The following is a 20,687-nucleotide window of genomic DNA, read 5'->3' as shown; positions in this document are numbered from 1 at the left end:
ACATGATGAGCTGACGGCGCGTCCTCGCGGAAACTGGTCAACCATCACCCCGAACTCGCTACTCCCAGCTCCACTGACCGTGGTCAAAGATGGGAACATCTTCGCCATCAGCGGTGATGCCGAAGATGTTGAGGTCATCAGCACCAATCATGAAGTCGACGTGGGTGGCGGAGTCATTCACGCCAGCCGCGAGCAGAGACTCCTTGTCCATGTTGACGCCGTTCTCATAGCAATCCGGGAAGCCCATGCCCAGGGCGAGGTGGCAGCTGGCGTTCTCGTCATAGAGCGTGTTATAGAAGAGCAGGCCACTCTGGCGAATGGGCGTGTTCTTCGAGATGAGCGCGCACTCGCCCAGGTGGCGGGATCCCTCATCCGTCTCGATGATGTGGCGCAGGACCTCTTCGCCCTGCTCGGCACCAAACTCGACCACGCGGCCACCCTCGAACCTGAGCCAGAAATCGCGGATGACGGAGCCGTTGTGAACGAGCGGAAGCGCGGAGTGGACGATACCGTCCGCACGGTTGCGGTCAGGAGAGGTGAAGACCTCCTCGGTGGGCATGTTGGGGAAGAACCTCACGCCATCCTTCGTCTTGGCAGAACCGCCCTCCCAAACATGGCGGGCAGGCAGGCCAACGGTGAAGTTCGTACCATTCTCCGAAACATAGCGAAGCGCGTCGAAGTGAGCCTCGTTCAGGTGGCGCTTGTTCTTGACGAGGGTGGCGTCGTGAGTCTCCCAGGCGCTCTCCGGGTCCTCGTCGACGATACGGACGGTCTCGAGGATCGCCTCCCAAAGACGCAGCATGGATTCTGCGGGAGAAAGGCTCGGGAAGATCTTGTGCGCCCAGGCGCTGACCGGCACGCCGCCGATGCACCAGGAGTTCTCGCCAAAGTCGAGGCCGTGGCGATACTCCGTGCACTGACGATGCGACGCGGCGGAACGGGCAGCCGGCTTCGCGGGATTGACCTCAAGGAGAGCGTCCGGATCCTCGCCATCAAGCCAGAGGAACGCCGCACCCTCGCGAGCGAGCGAATTCATCTGCTCGACCTTCCAGGAGGGGAGCTTTTTGAACCGCTCGAGCGGGCAGTTATCGTACTCGAGGCGCGATAGCTCGTCATCGCCCCAGATGACGGTGACGTGGCCAGCGCCCATCTCATACGCGGTGGCGACGACGAGGCGGACGAAGTCCACGGCCTCGACAGGAGCGGAAACGACGAGCTCCTGACCGGGCTGGATGTTCACGCCATTGCGCACGAGGAGCTGGGCGTAGAGGCGCTGACGAGGCTCAAGGCGCTTCATGGAGAGCGCGCACTCGGCGTCGCTCATGGGGATGTCGCTCATGGAATTCCTTTCGACTTGGCACGTGGAGACACGCGAATGTTGTGCACCCAACCACGCGTCTTGTGATGTACCCAACGGCCGCCGTCTCAAACCGGCACGAAAAAGGCCCGACGCGCGTGCGCCGGGCCCTGTCTCTCATGGAGCGGGCAACGGGATTCGAACCCGCGAATGACGGCTTGGGAAGCCGTTGCCTTACCACTTGGCGATGCCCGCATGCCGGATGATTCTAACACAGCAAGCGTCCGCGGGGAGAGCACCAGGCGCGAGAAGAGGGCGCTTGGCAGCAAGGCGTGATGCCATGTCGTCCGTCTGACCTGGCCTTTTCCGACTTTCAACAATCAATATGGCGCCGCAGGAATGAAGCGGTTGTGGATGTGCGGGAACATGGCCGCCTTTAATGCCGTTCGCGGGCCAAACGCCAACGTTTACCGCCGGCCCATTACGACCGCAGAATTCACCTCATCCCGTAGCTGCTCGGTAAGAATCCTGTCGGCAGGCATACCCATTCTTGTCAGGTCCCCTCCCTATGCTCCTTCCACCAACGCGAAAGGGAGGAGCAGATGAAAACGACGAAGAGCAGATCACGGACGAGAATTGTCCGCACGATTAGGTCGCGCGGCGCTGACCAGATGAGGGGCGGCGCATTCCCTGGTCCCGGTCATGCGGGCCGCGCCCAGGCACTGGGCGGCGGCGGGCGGGCGCGAGCGTCTGCATCGCCACGGCCAACCACGGAGGCGGCGTAATGAGGGCGGGGCAGTTCCGCCTGCCGGAGGAGAAGCCCCGTCGGAGATGGCCGATCCTGGTAGCGGGGTTTGTCGCGTGCGCGGGGGCAGCGATTGCCGTCGTTCTTGGAAGCGGGATCGACTTTGGCACTGGAGCCCTCCTCACCTCGGCTCGAGAGGGGCAGAGCCGTGAGGAGATCCAGGCCGAACTCGACCGCGAAGTCGCCGAGAACATGATGACGGTGAGTGTGCTCCCCAACCTCAAGCTCGACGAATCAAGCCATGAGCTGCAAGTTGGCCTCGAAAACGTCGGCGACAACAAGTTTGCCCAACGCTTTGTCATAACCCAAGGCGACACCTGCGTCTACGAGTCTGATCCCCTCATGCCGGGGGAGCGGATCGAGACCGTGCGAGCACCCAAGGTGAAGGAGGGCACTGCTCGCGTCGAGGTTCAGGCTCTCGACACGGAAACCCTCGAAGACCACGGGTCGCCCACCGCGATCGAGGTGGAAGTCATCCCCGCAACGAACCTCGACGCAGGCGAAGAGACGCCCGGCGCCAGCGAGGCGGCAGTCAGCTCGCCCGGCGCCACGGACGCGACGGCTTCAGCGACGACCACCACAAAACCAATCGACTCAAGCGCCGGGGCGTCCGCGCCCAGCACGAAGCCTGCCACCAACTAACGCCGTCAGCGGGGATTCCCCCGACACAACGAAAGGAGATCGAATGAACGCACGAGACACACGTCCTGAGGAGAGGTTCTGCCGGCAGTGGGTGCGCCTGGCGTTGAGACGCCTCGCCGTGACCGCCGCGGCGGGCGCGACCCTTGCCGTGCTCGCTCCCATACCGGCAATCGCAGCGGAGGGCAACACCGGAAACACCAAGGTGACCGTCCAGGCGGATGACAGCAACCTACGCTTCAAAGTGCCTACCGTCATCCCATTTGTAGCCGCCTCCGACGGCACGCTCACCGGCCCGACCGCAGACGCGACGCGCATCGAGAACCTCTCCGCCTACGGCCTCAAGGTCACCAACGTGAAGGTGACCTCCAACAACGGATGGAACCACACGGAGGATATCTCCGCCGCAGACGACTCCATCGATTGGTCCCTCGGGCCTACCGGAGCGCCCGTCCGTGCCGCCGCTGCCGCCACGGATGGCGGCATCGACATCACGAGCCCCCAGTGGAACATGACCTACCAGAGCGACGCGGTCGAAACCGACGACATCAAGCTCGAGACCTCCGGCACCGTCGGGCGAGTAGCCACGGACATCTCCTCGCCCGTCCACATCGGCACCGTCACCTTCACCCTTGCCCCTGGCGCCCACGCCGGCGAACAGGCAACGTCATGAGCCGTAAGCCGTCGAGGCGCACCATATCCATCGCCCAAAAGCTGCTTGGCAGCATCTTCGCCTACCTAGCATTCGCCCCAAGAGTCGCTTTCGCCTCAGAAGGCAGCACCGACGTTACCTTGAGGGGTGTCACCGCCCCTCCCGAGATTTGGAGTGGTCCTGCCAGCGTCCTCGCACAGACTGGCTCCGGAGGCGGGGTGTGGGGACGCATCACCGTCGGTGCCGTCCTCGTTGCCATCTCGCTCATGCTGATGATCTACTTGGGAAGGAGGAGAAGGCACCATGCGCAGGCTTAGGAAGGTCCTCGTCACACTCGCAACGGTAACGTGTCTCGCGATGATCTCCGCACCCAGCGCTGCCTTGGCAGACGATATCGAGGTGCTCGACGACGACGTGGTAGTCACCTTCCCCCAGCAGCAGACGGGGCCTCTCCCGAGACGCGCCCCCGCGAGAGCCCAGTCTTCGCCAACCGGCAAATGGGTTGAGGTCAAGCGCAGCGAGGGTGGCACGGCTATCCAGACATGTGCCTATTACATCCATCCAGACGCCAATCCCGAGGGGACCGTTCAGGTCGACATCAAAACGGAGATCTATTGCAAGAACGGCAGCGCTTGGTGGACAACGACGAAGACCATCTATGACAACGGCACACAATGCGCTTACATCGGGCCCGATTGGAATTCCAAGGCTTATAAAGGAGACTCAATCTCCCAAAAGGCCAGCTTCGCAGTGCGTGGTGGAGGAAGCCACCACATCACATCGGTCGAGAACATCTTCCGTGATTCGGCGGGAACAGTAGCGGGCTGGGACTTCTACATCGATATCCCCTATCGCATCTCCGCGGAGGCAAGCGCGGGCGGCTCGATTAGTCCGGCAGGGCATAGTCTCGTATCAGCAGGGGACTCAAAGGAGTACACCATCACGCCTTCGCCTGGCTGGCGCATCAAGGACGTGCTCGTAGACGGTGAATCCGTGGGGGCTAGAGACACCTACACCTTCTCGAACGTCACGAGCGACCACACGATCTCGGCTGAGTTCCAGAAGATCTGGACCGTTACCTTCATCGACGGCGTCACCGGAGACAAGCTCGGGGAAGAGACCGTTGACGAGGGAAGCGGGGCCACATCTCCCGAGGCGCCAAGCCACGATGGCTGGCACTTCGACGGTTGGAGCGAGGACTTCTCGTCGGTCGGCAAGGACATGACCGTAACCGCAACGTACAGCCCGACCATAGCCGTCAGGGTTCCCTCACTGCTCCCTTGCAGGATTCTCTCCGACGGCACGGTGGCGGTTCCCGGCGGTTACGTCATCGAGAACCTATCCGTCGTAGACGTAAAGGCCTCGCAAATCGAAACGACCGGGACGCCCAGCGATGCTTCTTGGCAGCTCTCCGACGCGGGCGAAGTCATCCACTCGTGGGATGGAGGGGATAAACCGGGGGCAACCCTCGAAATCGCAAGATCGGGAAGCAAGGAGCTCGCACTCAGCATCTCAAACGTCTCTGGCACGGGCGAGTGGAGACAGCGCGTCCAGGAGGCTGCGACGGGGCCCGTTGAGTTCTGCTCAATCTCCTACACGTTCGAGCGAGCATCGTGAGCCGACGGCTCGCGGGCGGGCGGCAAGGTGGCACACCTCCTTGTCTCCGCACCGCGAGCCGCTTGAACGTTGATCTTTCTCGCCAGACAGGAGGGTGGAGCTTGACGCATTGGTCTTTCTCGCCAGACGGGAGAGCGAATGGAAATGGGGCGAAAGAAGACCCCGCTCAGCGACACGGGCTTTGCGCTCGACTTGCCAAGCATCGCGGGATTTGCGTGCTCTATCACGTTGCTGCTGACCGGATTGGTCTTGGTTGTCTTTGGAACGCATGAAGTCACCGCAGACGAGATAACCGAATGGAGATACGGGCGAGTAGCGGAAGAGTATCAAAGCGAGTCCAGCGACGGCAGCACGGCAAAGCCGTTATTACCAGACGGTGCTGCGGCATGGCTGCGCGTCAACGGCACAAGCATCGACTATCCCGTCGCACAAGCGCACGAAAGCGACCCCTTCTTCTATCTGTCTCATGACATCTGGGGCAACTCATCAAGATCAGGTTGCCCCTTCCTCGATTGGCGCTGCTCAAATGCGAGGCTTCAAAAGCTCGTCTATGCCCACCGAATGGGAACAACGGGAAGACAGTTCTCCCCCATCGCCGAGACTTGGCAGCAGGAAGAGTTCGACCGCATCGGCACACTCGAATGGAAAACAACCGACGGCATATCTACCTTCAAACCCTTCTGCGCCCTCAGAGTCGATAAAACGTATCAGAAGATACAGGTATTTGATGCATGCAGTGAAACGGAGCTAAGAAACTGGCTTTCGAGCATCCTCTGTGATTCGACCGCGAGAGCGGCTGACGCCCGAGTGTTGTGTCTTGGCGCCCAAAAAGCAATCACGCTGGCCACCTGTTCGTCAGAACAAAGTGGCCAGCGTGATCGGACGCTACTCGTGTTTGTCGAGATCCAGCCTACGAGCGGCGAATCGTCTCCATGATGAGGGCGCAGACGTTCTCGACCTGCTCAGGATTCACGTTCTCCGGGACATCATCCGCAGTGTGGGCAAAGGCGGGGAGCTCGTTGTCGCCAAGGCCCATGAGCGTGACGGCACGGAGGTGGCTACGCATGAGCGGAGTCGCCTCGGTGTCGGCCCAGGTGCGAGACAGCTGGCCCAAATCGAGATGGAGGTCAGAAGCGACGGAGGAAATCAGTCTCGCCAAACGACGGTCTGCACGGCGGGGAGCACCGAGACCCTCATTCGTGAGAAGCGTGAGGTCTCCGGCACCAACGCACTCGAGGTTGATGACGAACGCACCACGAAGCGACTTGCGGTTCTTGGCAATGAAGTCCTTGATGCCAGCGTGGCCAAGCGCGGAAGCACCGGTCGCGACGAACCAAATGTCGTGAGCACGGAGGTCATCATCACTCATCGCGAGAATCGCATCACGAAGCTTGCGATCAACATTGGTTTCGTTGATGGCTTCGATGGACTTGACGGGAACCTCGGGCATCGGAGCCTCGGGGTCATACGCTTCGGGCTCGTAAGAGTCATCGGCGTTCTCGGGCTCCTGCGGAGCCTCGGCGACGGGATTCTCGCCAGGAATGACGTCAAGGCCCGCAGCATCGTCAAGCGGCGTTTCCTCGTCGGAGGACTGCTCGGCTTCCCCCGCAACGTCACCCGGACGAAGACTTGAAATCTTGTCCTTGAGGCCACGAAGGTTGACGTTCAGAGCGGCGCCGCCCTTGTAGCCACCGCCATGGTGCTCAAGGTTGTCGTCGTTGAAGTTATCCCAGGAACCGATGCCTTCGCCAGACGCCTTGGCATCATAGTCCTCGTCAACACCGAGCCACTCGGACATGGACTCCTGCTGTTGGCGACGTTTCTTCCCGAAGAGTCCACCCAGGCGCTTCTTTCGAGTGGGCTGTTCCTGATGGCTCTCGACCGGAGCGGACAGCACCTGAATGTCATCAGCAACGGGACGAGATGCCGCCTGATTCGCGGGGACGAATTGCGTGGCGTCGGCGTCGTCATCGAGACGTACCGTCGCGGGAGCGACATAGGTGGCAGCCGGCGCGGCCTCAGCAGGGGGAGCGAAGGGGTCGTTCTCTTTCGCAAGGGGGTCAGGAAGGTCGAAAAGCGCAGCACGGCGGGCGACATTACCAGCGGCGGGATGCGCCTTGGGGACATACGTGCTGTGTCCCCACTCCGGATCATCGACCGCGGAGGGACGCGGGCGCTCGGGACGCGTTGCCTCGGCGGCGTCCTCGTCGCTTTCCTCGGCCATATTGGTGATGCCGGACTGATCGTTCTCGACGGTCGGCCCCTCGGAGACGCTCTCGCCATCCTCGAGCTGATTCAGAGTCGCGGGGTCAAGGGAAACCTCGGCGGCATCAATGCGAGGAGCGTCGTCGACCACGGGCATGGGCCTGGTGGCATCCGGGTCAGCCTCCTCGGCGACGACCTCCATCGGTGCCGTTGCGCCAGGATCAACCGCGGCATCGTCGTCAACCTCGGCCTGGACAACGTCGGCGGCCTCAACTTCGCTCTGGGCGACGTCGATGGCCTCATCCTCGGATACAAGGGGAAGATCAGACGTGGCGGAGGGGTCCGTGATGCGGTCGAGACCTTCCTCGATGTCGGGCTCATCAACGGGAACGAGACGAACCTCGGGCTCGATATAGGTGATGTCGCAATCCTCAGGGAGGATGCCAAGCTCACGAAGGATGGTCTCGCCGTGACGGGCACCGATGACCTCCTCGACCTCGCGGCGCATGGCCGGCTCGCGGCGAGCCGGGCGAACGGCAGAGTCGCGAACGGGAGCACCCTCCTCCTCCGCTTCATCAGACTTGGACTCGGAAGGGGCGGCAGGACGCCCGGCAACGGGGTTCACACGATCGAGCACGCCAAGCATGGCTGCAAGCGAAGACTTGTTGTCAACGCCGCCGGCAGCATAGGGAAGGAATCGAGAGGCGATGAGGGCAATACCCCAGAGGAGCATAGGAAGAGCGGCGATGATGCCGATAACCCAGAAGGTACGGCGCGCAGCCTCGGGAAGGAAGCCCAGGAGCTGGACGAAGACGCACAGAGCGGTAACGCAGACGGTATACGGAGCGGCAACGGCAAGATACTTCTTGACCACGGCCAGCTCGGGGCGGGAAAGGAGGTCGAGGCGCTGCGTGTCATAGTGAGCAACGACCACGATGGGGCGGTTGCGCGAATTGCCCTCCCCCTCAGCCTTATGAAGGGCGACGACGTTCTGGCTATGAGAACGCGGACTCGCCTTCGAGATAACGTCCTTGCCGTTGTAAGTCATGACGAGCAGAGCCACGGAAGCTAGCACGAGAATGATACCGACGGCGAGCGTGGCAACCTGGCCAAGCCCCGCGAGCACGACTCCCACGAACAGAAGCACCATCACAGCGCCATACGGCAGATAGCCAAACGACGGCGCAGTGAAGTCCTGGATCTGCGGATCGATACCGTGAGAGGAGAAGACCCCCGCCAGATACTGCGCGCAATCAAGCTCTTCTTGGCTGCTAGCCGGTGCAATGCCAACCTCAGAGTCGAGGGACTCGAGATATTCCTTCGTAACGCTCATCCGTTCACCTTCCAAATAGCGGTAGCGCCGCTACCTGCAATCGTTGGTCAAGAGTATACGTCTGCCTGCACATTTCGCAGAGCGGGGGCATCATATGCGGCATCCCTGCACGGTAAGTGCTCAAGGGCCCGTGACAAGAAACTAAAAATGGCGAGTCAGAATCATCGCAAATAGCAGGCAATAACGCATCTTCGGTCGGCCTAGGAAGCAGAAGGGGCCTGGGTTGTGGGGGAATCCGATGCAGACACATCGCCCGCCGCTGAATCCCCGGCGGCGCCCGCGGTAGTTGCTGCGACTGAGCCCGGCGTCGAAGACGCGGCCGCGGGATCAGTCGTGGCCACGCTGACTCCAACACCCAGATACTTGCGCACGAGAGCGTCGGCCTCGGTTGCCTTCTGCTGGGCGGCGAGATAGCTCTCGCGCTCGGCACTCGTCAGTCGCGTGTATGGGTCGAGGAAAACATCGTTGGTCGTTGCGGGCAGAGCGGCAGCAAGCTCAGAAGCCGCGGCATCCGTCTCGTTGTATTTGGCGACACACTCCCCCGCCCTCTCGAAATCGCCGGACAGAATCGCCGAGTCAGCTTCGAGCATCAGCTGCGCCGCTTCCACCTTTTTGGAAAGGTAGGCCTCATAAGCACTGTAATCAGCATCGCCAAAAGCCGACTTTGCCTGTCCGAGCAAATCGTTTGCCTCGTTAAGAAGGGAGATAACCTCATTGTCGATAGTCACCGGCACGTTTGCGTCCGCCTGCTGGCTCTCTTGCCCAGCAAGGTGCTTCGCGTACTCGTTCGCCGCGATCGTCGCCTCCTTGGCCTTCGCATCCGCCGAGGCCGCCTTGGCAAGTGACTGCTCAAGTAGGTTGCGCGCCTTGCCCACAGAAGCATCGACGCTCACGATCACCTGCCCGGCTCCGAGCATGGACTTACGCGCCGAAATCGAATCATCAAGCGCAGAAAGGACCGCGCGCTGGTCATCGTCAAGGAACTCGTTGAGGCCACGGGCACGCGAAATGTGATCGGAAGCGCGCGTAAGCGCCTCGGTCGCGGATCTCGATCCAGTGCTGAGTTGTTCATCCGTAAAAGAGGCGGTGTCGCCAATCGGAGAGCTCACGGCATCGTTAACCTCAACGATCACGGTATCTGCCTCCTGGACAGCCTTGATCGCGAGGTTGATTTGTTCGCGAGCTTGCATCCCACCGGTAAGGCAGCGCCATGCAAAGAAGCCTCCCGTGCCAAGTGCCACCACTACGGCCAATACGATGGCCATTCTCGCAGCTAAGGGAAGCCCGGACTTTTCCCGCGCCCCGTCACGCACATGTACGCGGCGGCGGGCATGGCTAGCGGGCCGACTGGCTGCACGGCGGTCTCTACCATCGTTGACAACGCGACCTCGACGACCGTCGGCACGCCCGTTTGCACCTCTCGTGGCCAAATAATGTCCCCTTCCGCGAAACACCGGTCACACCGGGGCGGAATAACCCATAATAAAATGTGGGCACACCCAGGAGTGATCATTGCTGACATGGTAACAGCTGTCGGAGCACCAACTTCAAGTGAGGGGGACACCATGGCCAAAAGCTCCCCGAATAAGGGCGGTCATATCGGTCACCGCGAAGTCCTGCGCACTCGCGTGGCCCTCAAACTTGCCGAAGGCACACCGCTGACTGGTTCTGATTTGAAGGACCGCTTCTACGGTGATGTCGCCGTCACGTCGTTCCACAAGACATTTGGCCGCGACTGCCTGAAGCTAGAGGAGGAAGGCATCTTCCTCGTCGAGGAAACCCATGGCACCGCCAAGAGCTATCGACTCGACGGGCAACGCTCTCTCGCCAAGCCCACGGCAAAAGCCGACGAGGATGCTCGCGTTCTCGGCACGCTCTTCCGCCCGCTTGCCGAGAACCCTTCCACCGCCGGACGGAGGACACTCGGAGAAGCCATCCCACGCGTGACGCTGTCCACCTGCGCTGGCCCCGGCGATGTCGCCTCCCCCAAGACGGATTGCGATCCGTTGATTCTGGAAACCGTGGCCGACGCCTTGCGTTCCAGGATTCCCGTCGAGCTCACCTATCAGGCCATCGCGGACAAGCGCCCCAAGAAGCGCATCCTGAGTCCCATGGGCATGTTTTCGCTCAAGGGTTCCACGTACGTCGTTGGCCTAAGCGAGCGCGAGGGCAGAGACTCCGCAATGCGCACGTACAACCTATCTCGCGCCACGAGCGTCAAGGTGCGCGAGGGCGATGATCGCTACGAAATCCCTGCGGACTTTGACATCAACGACTGGCGTCTCCTCCCCTTCGAAATCGGAGACGACCACGTCGAAGCCGTTCTTTACGCTGGGCGAGACGCGGTCAAGGCGTTCAAGAAATCAGGGCCAAAATCCGGAACGATCCAAAGTCGCCAGGGCGGCGCTTGCGTGTGGACCGGCATCGTAAAAGACGTCAATGCGGCAGCGAAGTGGTGTGTGGAGCAGGGCGTTTGGCCTCTTGAGCCCACTGAACTTGTTGATTCCTGGAAGGGACTTCTCGAGGGGGCGATTTCGTGACGAACACCATTGATAAGCCTCGCGCGCAGCGAGGACGTCCTGTCGAACGCAGGCTAAGCGAGATGCTGTCTGTCGTCTTCGCCCTTTGGCGCGCCCATGGCACCACCAACCCCGCCGACCTCGCACGACTCCTCGGCATTACCGAGGGGAGGGTTCTGGAAATCCTGAACGACCTCGCCAACGGCGTACCGGCAAAGTCGGACTCCCCCTCCGAGCCCATCGTCTCCTTCTATTCGCTCGAGGGGTCGCGTGGTGACATCTGCGCCACGGCAGCCACAACCCACCCCTGGCGGCTACGTCTCACGACCGAACAGGCAAACGTTTTTGCGGACGCATTCGACCTCCTCGGATTTGAGGAGAGCGATCCCCTTCGAACCGAATTCGAAGACACTTTCTTCCCCACCCACCACATCCGCTCGAACGAACCGCTTGACTCGGAAGTCTCTGCCGAAGCTCACCACGCCCTCGTTGCCTGCGCGCGCTCCATCGTCCGCGGAACGCGCGAGAACGACGAGAACACAGAGGTTGAGCAGCCTCCCGTCACCTTCAAGTACCGCGGGGAAAATGACACGCTCGTTAAGACGCGCCGCCTCGTACCCCTGTCACTACGCGTGGGCGACGACGGCTGGCTCGTTGATGGCTACGACCTTGACGCACGAGCGGCTCGCACGTTTAGAGCCGAAGGCATGTCTGACGTCAAGCTTGAGGACAAGCCCGTCCGTGCGCGCGTTTCCGGGGCAGAGCGGCCGGATATGGGTGTGTTGAGACTCACCTGCACGCCCCTTGCAGCCAAGACCGTACTCTCTTGGGAGGGCGCCGTTGCGGCAGGCGAAAACCAAGACGGTCACATCCTCGTGGATGTTCCCTACTTTCGCGCCGACTGGCTCCCCCGCCACGTCCTCGCGCTCGGTTGCGAGGTCACTTTCGAGGATAGGGATCCGGGCCTTTTCGAGAGTGACAGTCCAAGCGCGAACCTTCGTGCGGAGATGCGTGACACGGCACGACGCGACCTCGACAAGGCAGCGCGTAAGCTTGCAAACTATCAGTCGCGGAAATGACCAGCACGCACGCTTTGTCGTGGGAATAATTCAACGGCGCGCATAATCGCGGCGGAGAACCACATAGTCGCGACCATCATCGCTTCAACGAGCGGGCGGGGAGAAATCACGTCGTCCCCGCCCGCATCTTAACGACTATCCGTCCCTAGTGGTTCTCTCTCCACGACTCTAGATATCGACCAACCATATCGGCACCGAGCACCGAAACGTTCGCCGACGGAAGAGACCTCACGAATGTCTTTCCGTAGCCCTTCGTCGTGATTCGGCTATCGGCGAGAACGAGCACGCCCGTATCGGTCGAAGTGCGAATGAGGCGACCCGCAGCCTGTTTGAGCGAAATCACGGCCTCTGGAAGGCTCCAGCGCCTCCAGGCCTGGCGGTCCCTGCTCGAACGCTCCTGAGACAGAGGCTCCGCGGGGCTCGAGAACGGAAGCTTGGGGATAACAACGCAGCGCAGGGTATCGCCCGCAGCATCGAATCCCTCCCAGAACGACTTGAGTGCCATGAGGGAAAGTGACTTCTCGGAAACGAACTTCTCGCGCAGCCTCCGCGTCGAAGAACCACGCTCCTGCATCGCGACCTCGATGCCAGCCGCGGCGAGTTTGTCGGAGAGAGCCGCGTATACCTGCTCCATCTCTCGGCGGTTCGTGAACAGCGTGAGCACCGAGCCGCCCATCGCAACGTGCACGTCATACAGCAAGTTCTCGAGCGCAGCCAAATATCCGGAATCGCGCGGATCAGGAAGGTCTCGGGCGACAATAACGGACATGTTCTTATCGAAGTCATAGCAGCTAGGCAGGGCAATCTCGCGATGACGAGCCGCGGGCAGGCGATTGAGCCCCATGGACTCCTCAAAGTGTGAGAAGTCCCCGTCAACGCTCATCGTGGCGGAGCAGAACGTAACGCTCCGCATCTCGGGATACCAGCGATCTGCAAGCTCCTCGCCCACATCGAGCTTCTCGGCAACGAGGCGCTCGAAACCCTGGCGCCTCTTCGCTCGAGAAACTTCGGCGGAGCATACATACGAGTCGTCCTTACCCTCGACTATCACGCGACACGCCTTCGACATTTCCTCGAGCTGCCTGCAGGCGTCCGCGAGGTCACCAGGCAGGTTCTCGATGGCTGCCGAGCAGACGCGCTGCGCGCCCTCAAGGTCATGGCGCGCGGCATCGAGACGGTCGATGAGCGTGAGACCAGCCTCACTGACCGCTGCCCACTCGTCGGTCGAGCGGTTCTCCTCACCAAGCCAGACGTTGACCGTGTCATAGCCGCCGCCTCCGCGGGCGAGGCGAATGAGACCTCTCACCGCATCGAAGAAATCGGCTGAGGCGACGCTCGCGCGCTGGGTGCTGCTCGCGCCCTTCGCCAGGAGCCCCATCGCCGGCATTGCCGCCTCGCTACCCGCGGCAAGCGCGGAGAACGAAGCGATGACGCCGGTCTTCGCGCCACCAAGGGACTCAAAGAGTGCCCGCGCGCGTTCCGCGGAAACCTCAAGCGCCCACTGGCGGCGAGCCTCGTTCTCAAACGAGTGGGCCTCGTCGATGACCCAGTTTCGAACCGGAGGCAAAATCTTGCCGTCTGCCTCGACATTTCTAAGCAGCAGCGAATGGTTCGTGACAACGAGGTCAGCCGACGCCGCGCGACGCCTGGCACCGTGGAGCATGCAGAGATTGGGATAGTAAGGACAACGAGAGCGCTGGCATTCTCCGGATGAAACCGTAAGCATGCTCTTCGGAACGCTTCCCCACCTGATCCCGAGCGCGTCCAGGTCGCCCTCGACGGATTGGCATGCATAGGCGTAAGTCACCGCGATTGCGGTAAGCATATCCGCGGCGATCGTGGCGTCCGAGCGGCCATTCTGCCTTGCCTCGCCCATGGGAAGGTCACCGGAAGCGGCCCTTCCCAGACGACGAAGGCACGGATAGTGTTCATAACCCTTGAGGCAGGTGTAGCTCACTCCCCCGGGCAATGCCCCTGAAAGCGCCGGCAGCTCGTGGGAGACAAGCTGATCCGTAAGCGCGTTCGACTTAGTGGCAACACCGCACGTGACATTGTTTTTCTTCGCATAGAGGGCGAGCGGCAGGAGATAGGCCACCGATTTCCCTACACCCGTACCCGCCTCGATGGAGCGGAGTGTCTTGCTCTCCAGCGCCGAGCGCACCTCCTCGGCCATCTCCACCTGGCTTGACCTCGCCTCATAGCCCTCGTACATGGAGGCGATGACACCATCGGGGCCAAATGCCTGGGAGACCTCGTCGCGGGAGGGTGCGGTCGCTGAAGTGGGCTTTTCATCCACATCAGGCCTCATCGAGACCCTGAGATCGCCCACGAGCTCGCGGCGCGCGCCGACGAGGGAGAACGGTACGCCAGGATTCGCGAGGGCCAGGTGAGAGAGGATGGGTCGATAGGCCCACTCGACCTCGGGATGCATGTTGGCGAGAACCTCAAGCAGGCCGGCGGGCAAATCCGTGAGGGCACAGAGGATAATCCTCCACATGCCCGCTAGTGCTTCCACGTCATCCATGGCGCGGTGCGTCACGGAGTCGCAGCCAAATGCCTCGGCCATATCTTGGAGCTTGTGCGTCACAAGCCTGGGCAGGGCGATGCGCGAGAGGGCGAGGGTGTCGACCCACATGTCGCTAACCTCTCGCCCGCCGGAAACACGCTCGACGAAGGTCCTGTCGAAAGTCGCGTTGTGAGCAAGCACGGGCGCGCCGCCAACGAACTCCGCCAGACTTGCGACCGCTTCTTCTGGCGTTGGGGCATCCGCAACGTCAGCATCCGTAATGTGCGTCAGCGCCGCGATGTTCTTTGGTATCGGCATGCCTGGGTTTACGAAGGTGCGGAAGGTCTCCACCACTTCTCGCCCGCGCAGGCGGGCCGCGGCAATCTCCGTAAGCTGGCAATCCGCGAAAGATAGCCCCGTGGTTTCCGTGTCGAGAACCACGACGTCTTCTTCTAGCAGGCCGAAATCCTCGACCTTCGCGCGCTCGGCGAGGCGGCCATACGCAGCCGCGACGCTTTCCGGCGTCTCCGGAAGAAGAATGTCTGCGATTGTCTTTCTGCCGTTACTCTGTCCCTGCTCTAGCACTCGACTTCTCCAGGCATAGAGGTGCGCGGCTTATCGGACGTACCGCGAGCGCCGCGCTCGAGCGCCAGCTCGACGAGGTAGCGGCACAGGTCCGGGAAATTCCTGCCCGCGCGGCGCGCGGAGTCGGGAAGCAGGGAGGAACCGGTCATGCCGGGAATGATGTTCGTCTCGATAATGTAGGGCTCACCAGACTCGTCCACGATGAAGTCACTGCGTGAGGCACCCATGCAGCCAAGCGCGACATGGGCCCTGCAGGCAAGCTCCTGAGCGCGAGCGACGACGGCATCCGGAAGCTCAGGCGGGATGACATGGTGCTTAGAGGGGTCCTCGTACTTGACGTTCGTGTCATAGAAGGCAGTTTCGTAGCGAATCTCAACCACGGGCAGAGCCTCGGGCTTCGAGTTACCCAAGACGGGGATCGTAATCTCGGTTCCCTTCACCGCACTTTCGATGAGGACGCGCGTGTCAAACTTGAACGCCTCTTCAATGGCGGAGGCAAGCTCTGTGGCGTCATCGACACGAGAAACGCCATTGCTCGAGCCGCTCGAGACGGGCTTGACGAAGAGGGGAAGGCCGAGCGCGGAGACGATGGAATCCAGATCGACGTCGTCCCCCTGGAAGAGGCAGACGTCCTTCGGCGTCGGGATGCCGTGCTCGCGATAGATGTCCTTGGCCATCGCCTTATCGGATGCCACGGCACTCGCGAGCACTCCGGAGAAGGTGTAGGGAATGCCGAGAAGCTCGAGGAATCCCTGGACGCAGCCATCCTCGCCATAGCGACCATGAAGCGCCACGAATGCGACATCATAGTTGCCGCTCGCGATCGAGGTCACGAAATCAGGGGCGGCGATATCAAAGACATCGACACTCGAGAATCCAGCTTCAGCGAGGGCCTTGGCGCACTCGCGGCCACTCGTCAGGGACACCTCGCGCTCGTCTGACCAGCCGCCGCACAGTAGTGCCACTTTGCACTCAGTCACGTCCATTGTGTCGCTCCAGTCCATCTGGCCACTAAAGCTGCGCAGATTGCGAGGTACAGGCACGGTTTCTCAAGTCCTCCATCTCCCGTGATATACACTCGTGTCGCTGCTATTTGCGGCAATCTATTCCTCGTCACGCCAGAAAGGCCGCGACATGCCCTTCAATGATACCGACTCATCCGGACGCAAGTTCGACCTTCGCACTCTTTCTCACGATCGACTGGTCGCACTTGTCACCGAACTTGGCCAGCCCGCCTTCCGCGCGAAGCAGGTGGAAGACTGGGTTTGGAAAAAGCACGTTACCTCCTTCGATGAGATGACCAACGTCCCTGCCGCTCTTCGCGCTCAGCTTGCCGAGCACTGCTCTCTTGGCGGAACCTCCGAACTCGTTCGTCAGATCTCTGCTGATGGCAGCCGCAAGTACCTCCTTTCCTATGAGGACGGCACGCGCGCTGAATGCGTTGGCATGCCTACACGCAACAAGCTCGCCGTTTGCGTCTCCTCTCAGGCGGGCTGCCGCATGGGATGCGTTTTCTGCGCCACCGGACAGGGTGGCTTCTCCCGTTCTCTCACCGCAACGGAAATCTATGATCAGGTCGTCCATGTCAGCGAGGATTTCCAGACGCGTGCTTCCAGCGTCGTCATGATGGGTCAGGGCGAGCCCTTCAATAACTACGACGAAGTCCTCAAGGCCCTGCGCATGCTCAACTCCTCCGACGGTCTTGGTATAGGCGCGCGCCATCTTACCGTTTCTACCTGCGGAATCATTCCTATGATCAGGCGTTTCTCCAAGGAGCCCGAGCAGTTCACCCTCGCCGTTTCCCTCCACTCCGCCGTTCAGGCGACGCGCAACGTTCTCATGCCTGGCGTGAAGAAGTACTCTCTCGCGCACCTTCACGAAGTCATGGGCGAGTATGTTGAGGCCACTGGTCGTCGCCCAACGTACGAATATGCCCTCATCGGTGGTGTTAACGATACGAAGCCAGAGCTCGACGCCCTTTGCGATTTCTGCCGTGGAACTCTGTCTCACGTCAATCTCATCCAGCTTAACGACCTCGAAGGGTCGAAGCTCAAGCCTTCAACCGAGGAGAAGGCTGAGATGTTTGTTCGCAGGCTCGCGCAGGTTGGTGTCGAGGCCACCGTCAGGAACTCTCGTGGCAACGATATCGATGCTGCTTGCGGCCAACTTTCGCAGCGTCACAACGCGGATCTTTAGGATTTCTTCTTCGTCTCTAGCTGATGTGTTTTTATCTAAAGGTGAGTAGAAAAAAGGGAAGTAGAACATTTGTTCTACTTCCCTTTCATTTTCCACCAGTGTGTTTGGTCAAGGACGTCTGACCGTGCTCTTTGGTCAATCTCCTTTAGTAGCCAGCTTCTCTCCACTGCTGCTCAACCCATGCCCTGTTATATGCAGCCGCAGCCTCATCATTCGTCATTTGATTTGGCTCCATATAGGTGTTGAGAAGATGGCTTCCCAGGTTCACGACCTGATCAGCGGCACCCCTAATGCTTTGCTTAGCCCTCTCATCAAGGAGTAGGTTCCAAACGACCAAGGACGCACCACCAAGTAGCATCAAGCTGTTTAGTGACTTTGCTAGCCTTCCCATGAGCTCTCCTGCAACTGAGAACCGGAAGACAGCTGATCGATGATACGGGCAAGATCATCCTCATCCTTGAATTCGATTTCGATCTTGTTCTTACCACGAACCTGCTTAACCTTAACGGTTGTATCAAGAGCCTGTCTCAGCGTCCTCGCTGCCCTCTTAAAGTACTGAGGAGCAGGATTCTTAGGCTTAATCTCGTCGCGCGTGACAGAAAATAGTGGTGCGAGATTTTCTGTCTGTCGGACGGTCAGATTCTCAGCAACAACCTTCTGGGCAAGTTTGATTCTGCCTTCCTCAGTAGGCACAGCAAGAATTGCACGAGCATGACCCGCAGTGATCTGTCCTTCCTCCATCATGCCTTGGACCTCCTGGGGAAGATCCATGAGACGGAGCGTGTTTGCAATCGCAGAGCGAGACTTCGAGAGAATCTTCGCAAGTCCCTCCTGAGTAAGTCCCTTAGTATCCAGCAGCTGCCTATACCCTCTCGCCTCTTCAATGGGGGTGAGATCAGATCGCTGCAGGTTCTCAATAAGTGCAAGTTGGAAGACCTCTGCGTCGTCAATTTCACGAACAATTGCAGGAATCTCCTTCAGACCAGCAAGCTTGCTTGCCTGATATCGACGCTCTCCTGCAACGATCTCGTACTTGTCGCCCTTCTTCCTAACAAGGATAGGCTGAAGAACACCATTCTGCTTAATTGAGTCAGACAGCTCCGAAAGCTGCGTTTCATCAAAGCTTTTACGAGGCTGGTCAGGATTTGTGACAATACTTGCAATTGACAGAGATGCCTCTGGCTCGGAACCTGATTCAGCCGCCGTCTCCGTGAAGAGCGCGTTCAAACCCTTTCCAAGGGCTGCTTTCTTAGCCACGACGGATCACCTCTCTTGCAAGAGCCCTGTATGCAATTGCACCCTTATTCGTAGTTGCATACATAGCAATGGGGAGTCCATGGCTTGGGGCTTCGGAAATCTTTACGCTTCTAGGAATAACGGTCTTAAAGACAATCTTCCCAAAGTACTTCTTTACTTCCTCAACAACCTGGTTAGAAAGCGTAGTACGACCGTCATACATGGTCATAAGGACACCGAATACATCAAGCTCCCTATTTAGGCTACCCTTTACTAGCTTCATCGACTCAAGTAGCTTTGTAACGCCCTCAAGAGCGTAATACTCGCACTGAATAGGAATGAGAAGACCGTCAGCTGCAGACAGGGCATTGATCGTTAGAAGGCCGAGAGACGGAGGACAGTCAATAAAGACATAGTCAAATTCGTCCTTAACGCTATCAATTAGGTTCTTAAGAATGCTTTCGCGAGCTATCTTGCTAACTAGCTCAATCTCTGCACCCGCCAATTGAATAGTTGCAGGGACAACAAACACCTTTTTCTCAGGAGTTCCAACGATGAGTTCGCTGAATTCGTAACCATCAAGAAGAGCATCATAAATGTCGTGCTCAAGCTCTTCTTTATCTATGCCATAACCACTGGTTGTATTTCCCTGGGGATCAAAATCAACAACCAAACACTTCTTACCCTCTTCACCAAGTGCAGCAGAGAGGTTGATTGCGGTTGTTGATTTACCAACGCCACCTTTCTGGTTGATAATCGCCAGGACATGGGATGGTTTGCTCGGATTACTGCGTTTTACATCTTTATATCCCATAGCTTTCCATTCTCTGAGTCAATTGTTTCACGTGAAACACTAGCGATTTGCCAGGGGTTGTTTCGCGCTTCGCCATTCTTACGAGGTAACTTTACCTTACTACGAGATGTCTTTTGATAGACAAAAATCTCTCTATGACCCATACCGTGAGGAAGTTCGAATGTTTCACGTGAAACATTCGAATAACCAAGTAGGGAAGAGACATATTCTGCCTTAGAAAGCTCTTCCTCATCAGGCTTACCCTTACCAAATACGAGATAACCATTTCGCTTTAAATAAGGTTCAGCATATTCAAGAAGAACATCAAGAGGTGCAAGAGCGCGTGCAACAACCACGTCTTGTGAACAGTGAATAACCTTCACATATTCCTCAAGACGGCCATGCACACACTGGACACGATCCGAGAGGAGTAGATCGTCTGCAAACTCGGAGCAGGCTTTTACCTTCTTGCCGACCGAATCGAGAAGCGTCACTTGACACGGAAGACAACACGCAAGAGTAAGGCCGGGAAAACCTCCGCCAGTACCCATATCAAGAAGTTTCTGATTTTCATCAAGTAGAAGGTTGTGACTTTGAAGCACCTTCAAAAAAAGTAGAGAGTCAAGAGTATGAAGGACGAGTGCCTTCTCGGGTTCTTTAATAGCGGTGAGATTCACACACTCATTCTTTGCAAGCATTAGCTGAAGGTGTCGTACGGCCATAGAAGCCTCTCTAAGGCCTAGTTTGATGTCAAATGCATCAGTCATAGCAAGAAGTTGTTTTAAAGCCTGAGAAACGCTCTCAGAGCCTCGAATTGAAAGTTGAGAATCGAGCCATGCCCGATTCTCAAACTTATTCCAAGCAGCAACCATAGGATGAATCCAATCTATGACAAAACTTCCCGAAGCGAGAAGTTTTGTCATTAGGGAATGATGATCAACAGATTCAATGATAAATGAGCCGAACGACAATATCTTACGTAGATATCCAAGCTGAGTAACACGTTTTGAGTTTCAGCAGAACTCGGTGCAAAGGGCGTCCAAAGTCCTTCAAGAAATAGAGAAGCACCAAGCAAGTAGATATTGAATACGTACTCGAATTACTCAGCGCACGATATGCGTAGTTGGTTTCCATCTCTTACTACCTCGCGATAAATCATCAAAAGAGACAATCGAAGATGATGCGGAAGACATGAGAGCGCATACTAAACAGTCTCAATACTGAG

Annotated in this window: 17 protein-coding genes and 1 tRNA gene; 8 read left to right on the top strand and 10 right to left on the bottom strand. The window is 58.9% G+C overall.

Annotated elements, in window-relative coordinates:
* Positions 1–58: 58 nt before the first annotated feature.
* Complete coding sequence (locus ABCN07_RS03620; protein WP_343005406.1) at positions 59–1,339, bottom strand: aminopeptidase; 1,281 nt, start codon at positions 1,337–1,339, stop codon at positions 59–61.
* A 138-nt stretch (positions 1,340–1,477) separates the two neighbouring features.
* Positions 1,478–1,552: transfer RNA gene (locus ABCN07_RS03615), tRNA-Gly, on the bottom strand.
* A gap of 529 nt (positions 1,553–2,081) precedes the next feature.
* On the opposite strand from ABCN07_RS03615, the gene ABCN07_RS03610 reads away from it, so the two are divergent.
* The 5 genes from ABCN07_RS03610 (at position 2,082) to ABCN07_RS03590 (ending at position 5,946) form a co-directional block, all read left to right on the top strand.
* Positions 2,082–2,744, top strand: a complete 663-nt coding sequence (locus ABCN07_RS03610) for a hypothetical protein (protein ID WP_343005405.1) — start codon at positions 2,082–2,084, stop codon at positions 2,742–2,744.
* A gap of 43 nt (positions 2,745–2,787) precedes the next feature.
* Positions 2,788–3,414, top strand: coding sequence for a hypothetical protein (locus ABCN07_RS03605; protein ID WP_343005404.1), 627 nt, complete (start codon positions 2,788–2,790; stop codon positions 3,412–3,414).
* Entirely contained in the window at positions 3,411–3,710 is a 300-nt protein-coding gene (locus ABCN07_RS03600) for a hypothetical protein (RefSeq protein WP_343005403.1), read from the top strand. Before ABCN07_RS03605 ends, ABCN07_RS03600 begins: the two co-directional genes overlap by 4 nt.
* Entirely contained in the window at positions 3,697–5,010 is a 1,314-nt protein-coding gene (locus tag ABCN07_RS03595) for a hypothetical protein (protein WP_343005402.1), read from the top strand. The genes ABCN07_RS03600 and ABCN07_RS03595 overlap by 14 nt, the downstream gene beginning before the upstream one ends.
* Positions 5,011–5,148: 138 nt before the next feature.
* Positions 5,149–5,946, top strand: coding sequence for a class B sortase (locus ABCN07_RS03590; protein WP_343005401.1), 798 nt, complete (start codon positions 5,149–5,151; stop codon positions 5,944–5,946).
* Here the strand turns inward: ABCN07_RS03590 and ABCN07_RS03585 are convergent.
* Positions 5,921–8,548: a M28 family peptidase gene (locus tag ABCN07_RS03585; RefSeq protein WP_343005400.1), complete on the bottom strand. Its 2,628-nt coding sequence runs from the start codon at positions 8,546–8,548 to the stop codon at positions 5,921–5,923. The two genes, ABCN07_RS03590 and ABCN07_RS03585, sit on opposite strands and share 26 nt — an antisense overlap.
* 200 nt (positions 8,549–8,748) lie before the next feature.
* Positions 8,749–9,813, bottom strand: a complete 1,065-nt coding sequence (locus tag ABCN07_RS03580; protein ID WP_343005399.1) for a hypothetical protein — start codon at positions 9,811–9,813, stop codon at positions 8,749–8,751.
* Positions 9,814–10,113: 300 nt separating this feature from the next.
* On the opposite strand from ABCN07_RS03580, the gene ABCN07_RS03575 reads away from it, so the two are divergent.
* Both ABCN07_RS03575 and ABCN07_RS03570 read left to right on the top strand, forming a co-directional pair.
* Positions 10,114–11,088 (top strand): WYL domain-containing protein, encoded by a 975-nt coding sequence (locus ABCN07_RS03575; protein ID WP_343005398.1) that lies wholly within the window; start codon positions 10,114–10,116, stop codon positions 11,086–11,088.
* The gene (locus ABCN07_RS03570; RefSeq protein WP_343005397.1) at positions 11,085–12,146 is read left to right on the top strand and encodes a WYL domain-containing protein; all 1,062 of its coding nucleotides are present in this window, start codon (positions 11,085–11,087) and stop codon (positions 12,144–12,146) included. The genes ABCN07_RS03575 and ABCN07_RS03570 overlap by 4 nt, the downstream gene beginning before the upstream one ends.
* Before the next feature lie 145 nt (positions 12,147–12,291).
* Here ABCN07_RS03570 and ABCN07_RS03565 read toward each other — a convergent pair whose 3' ends face one another.
* Together ABCN07_RS03565 and ABCN07_RS03560 are read right to left on the bottom strand one after the other, a co-directional pair.
* The gene (locus ABCN07_RS03565; protein ID WP_343005396.1) at positions 12,292–15,237 is read right to left on the bottom strand and encodes a helicase C-terminal domain-containing protein; all 2,946 of its coding nucleotides are present in this window, start codon (positions 15,235–15,237) and stop codon (positions 12,292–12,294) included.
* Positions 15,231–16,223: a D-alanine--D-alanine ligase gene (locus tag ABCN07_RS03560; protein ID WP_343005395.1), complete on the bottom strand. Its 993-nt coding sequence runs from the start codon at positions 16,221–16,223 to the stop codon at positions 15,231–15,233. The genes ABCN07_RS03565 and ABCN07_RS03560 overlap by 7 nt, the downstream gene beginning before the upstream one ends.
* Before the next feature lie 148 nt (positions 16,224–16,371).
* On the opposite strand from ABCN07_RS03560, the gene rlmN reads away from it, so the two are divergent.
* The gene (gene rlmN, locus ABCN07_RS03555) at positions 16,372–17,433 is read left to right on the top strand and encodes a 23S rRNA (adenine(2503)-C(2))-methyltransferase RlmN (RefSeq protein WP_343005394.1); all 1,062 of its coding nucleotides are present in this window, start codon (positions 16,372–16,374) and stop codon (positions 17,431–17,433) included.
* Positions 17,434–17,578: 145 nt separating this feature from the next.
* Here the strand turns inward: rlmN and ABCN07_RS03550 are convergent, their stop codons facing one another.
* Genes ABCN07_RS03550 through rsmG form a run of 4 tightly spaced genes read right to left on the bottom strand, consistent with a single transcriptional unit; the run spans position 17,579 to position 20,385 of the window.
* Positions 17,579–17,824 (bottom strand): hypothetical protein, encoded by a 246-nt coding sequence (locus tag ABCN07_RS03550; RefSeq protein WP_343005393.1) that lies wholly within the window; start codon positions 17,822–17,824, stop codon positions 17,579–17,581.
* Complete coding sequence (locus ABCN07_RS03545; protein ID WP_343005392.1) at positions 17,812–18,690, bottom strand: ParB/RepB/Spo0J family partition protein; 879 nt, start codon at positions 18,688–18,690, stop codon at positions 17,812–17,814. Before ABCN07_RS03545 ends, ABCN07_RS03550 begins: the two co-directional genes overlap by 13 nt.
* Positions 18,683–19,483 (bottom strand): AAA family ATPase, encoded by an 801-nt coding sequence (locus ABCN07_RS03540; RefSeq protein WP_343005391.1) that lies wholly within the window; start codon positions 19,481–19,483, stop codon positions 18,683–18,685. Before ABCN07_RS03540 ends, ABCN07_RS03545 begins: the two co-directional genes overlap by 8 nt.
* Positions 19,465–20,385, bottom strand: coding sequence for a 16S rRNA (guanine(527)-N(7))-methyltransferase RsmG (rsmG, locus tag ABCN07_RS03535; protein ID WP_343005390.1), 921 nt, complete (start codon positions 20,383–20,385; stop codon positions 19,465–19,467). The genes ABCN07_RS03540 and rsmG overlap by 19 nt, the downstream gene beginning before the upstream one ends.
* Positions 20,386–20,687: the final 302 nt, after the last annotated feature.

The sequence above is a fragment of the Collinsella sp. 1033st1_E11_1033SCRN_220408 genome (assembly GCF_039062465.1).
In the GTDB taxonomy this organism is placed as follows: domain Bacteria; phylum Actinomycetota; class Coriobacteriia; order Coriobacteriales; family Atopobiaceae; genus Parolsenella.
The sequence above is the reverse complement of the archived record's forward strand: the minus strand, read 5'-3'. Positions and strand labels throughout refer to the sequence as shown.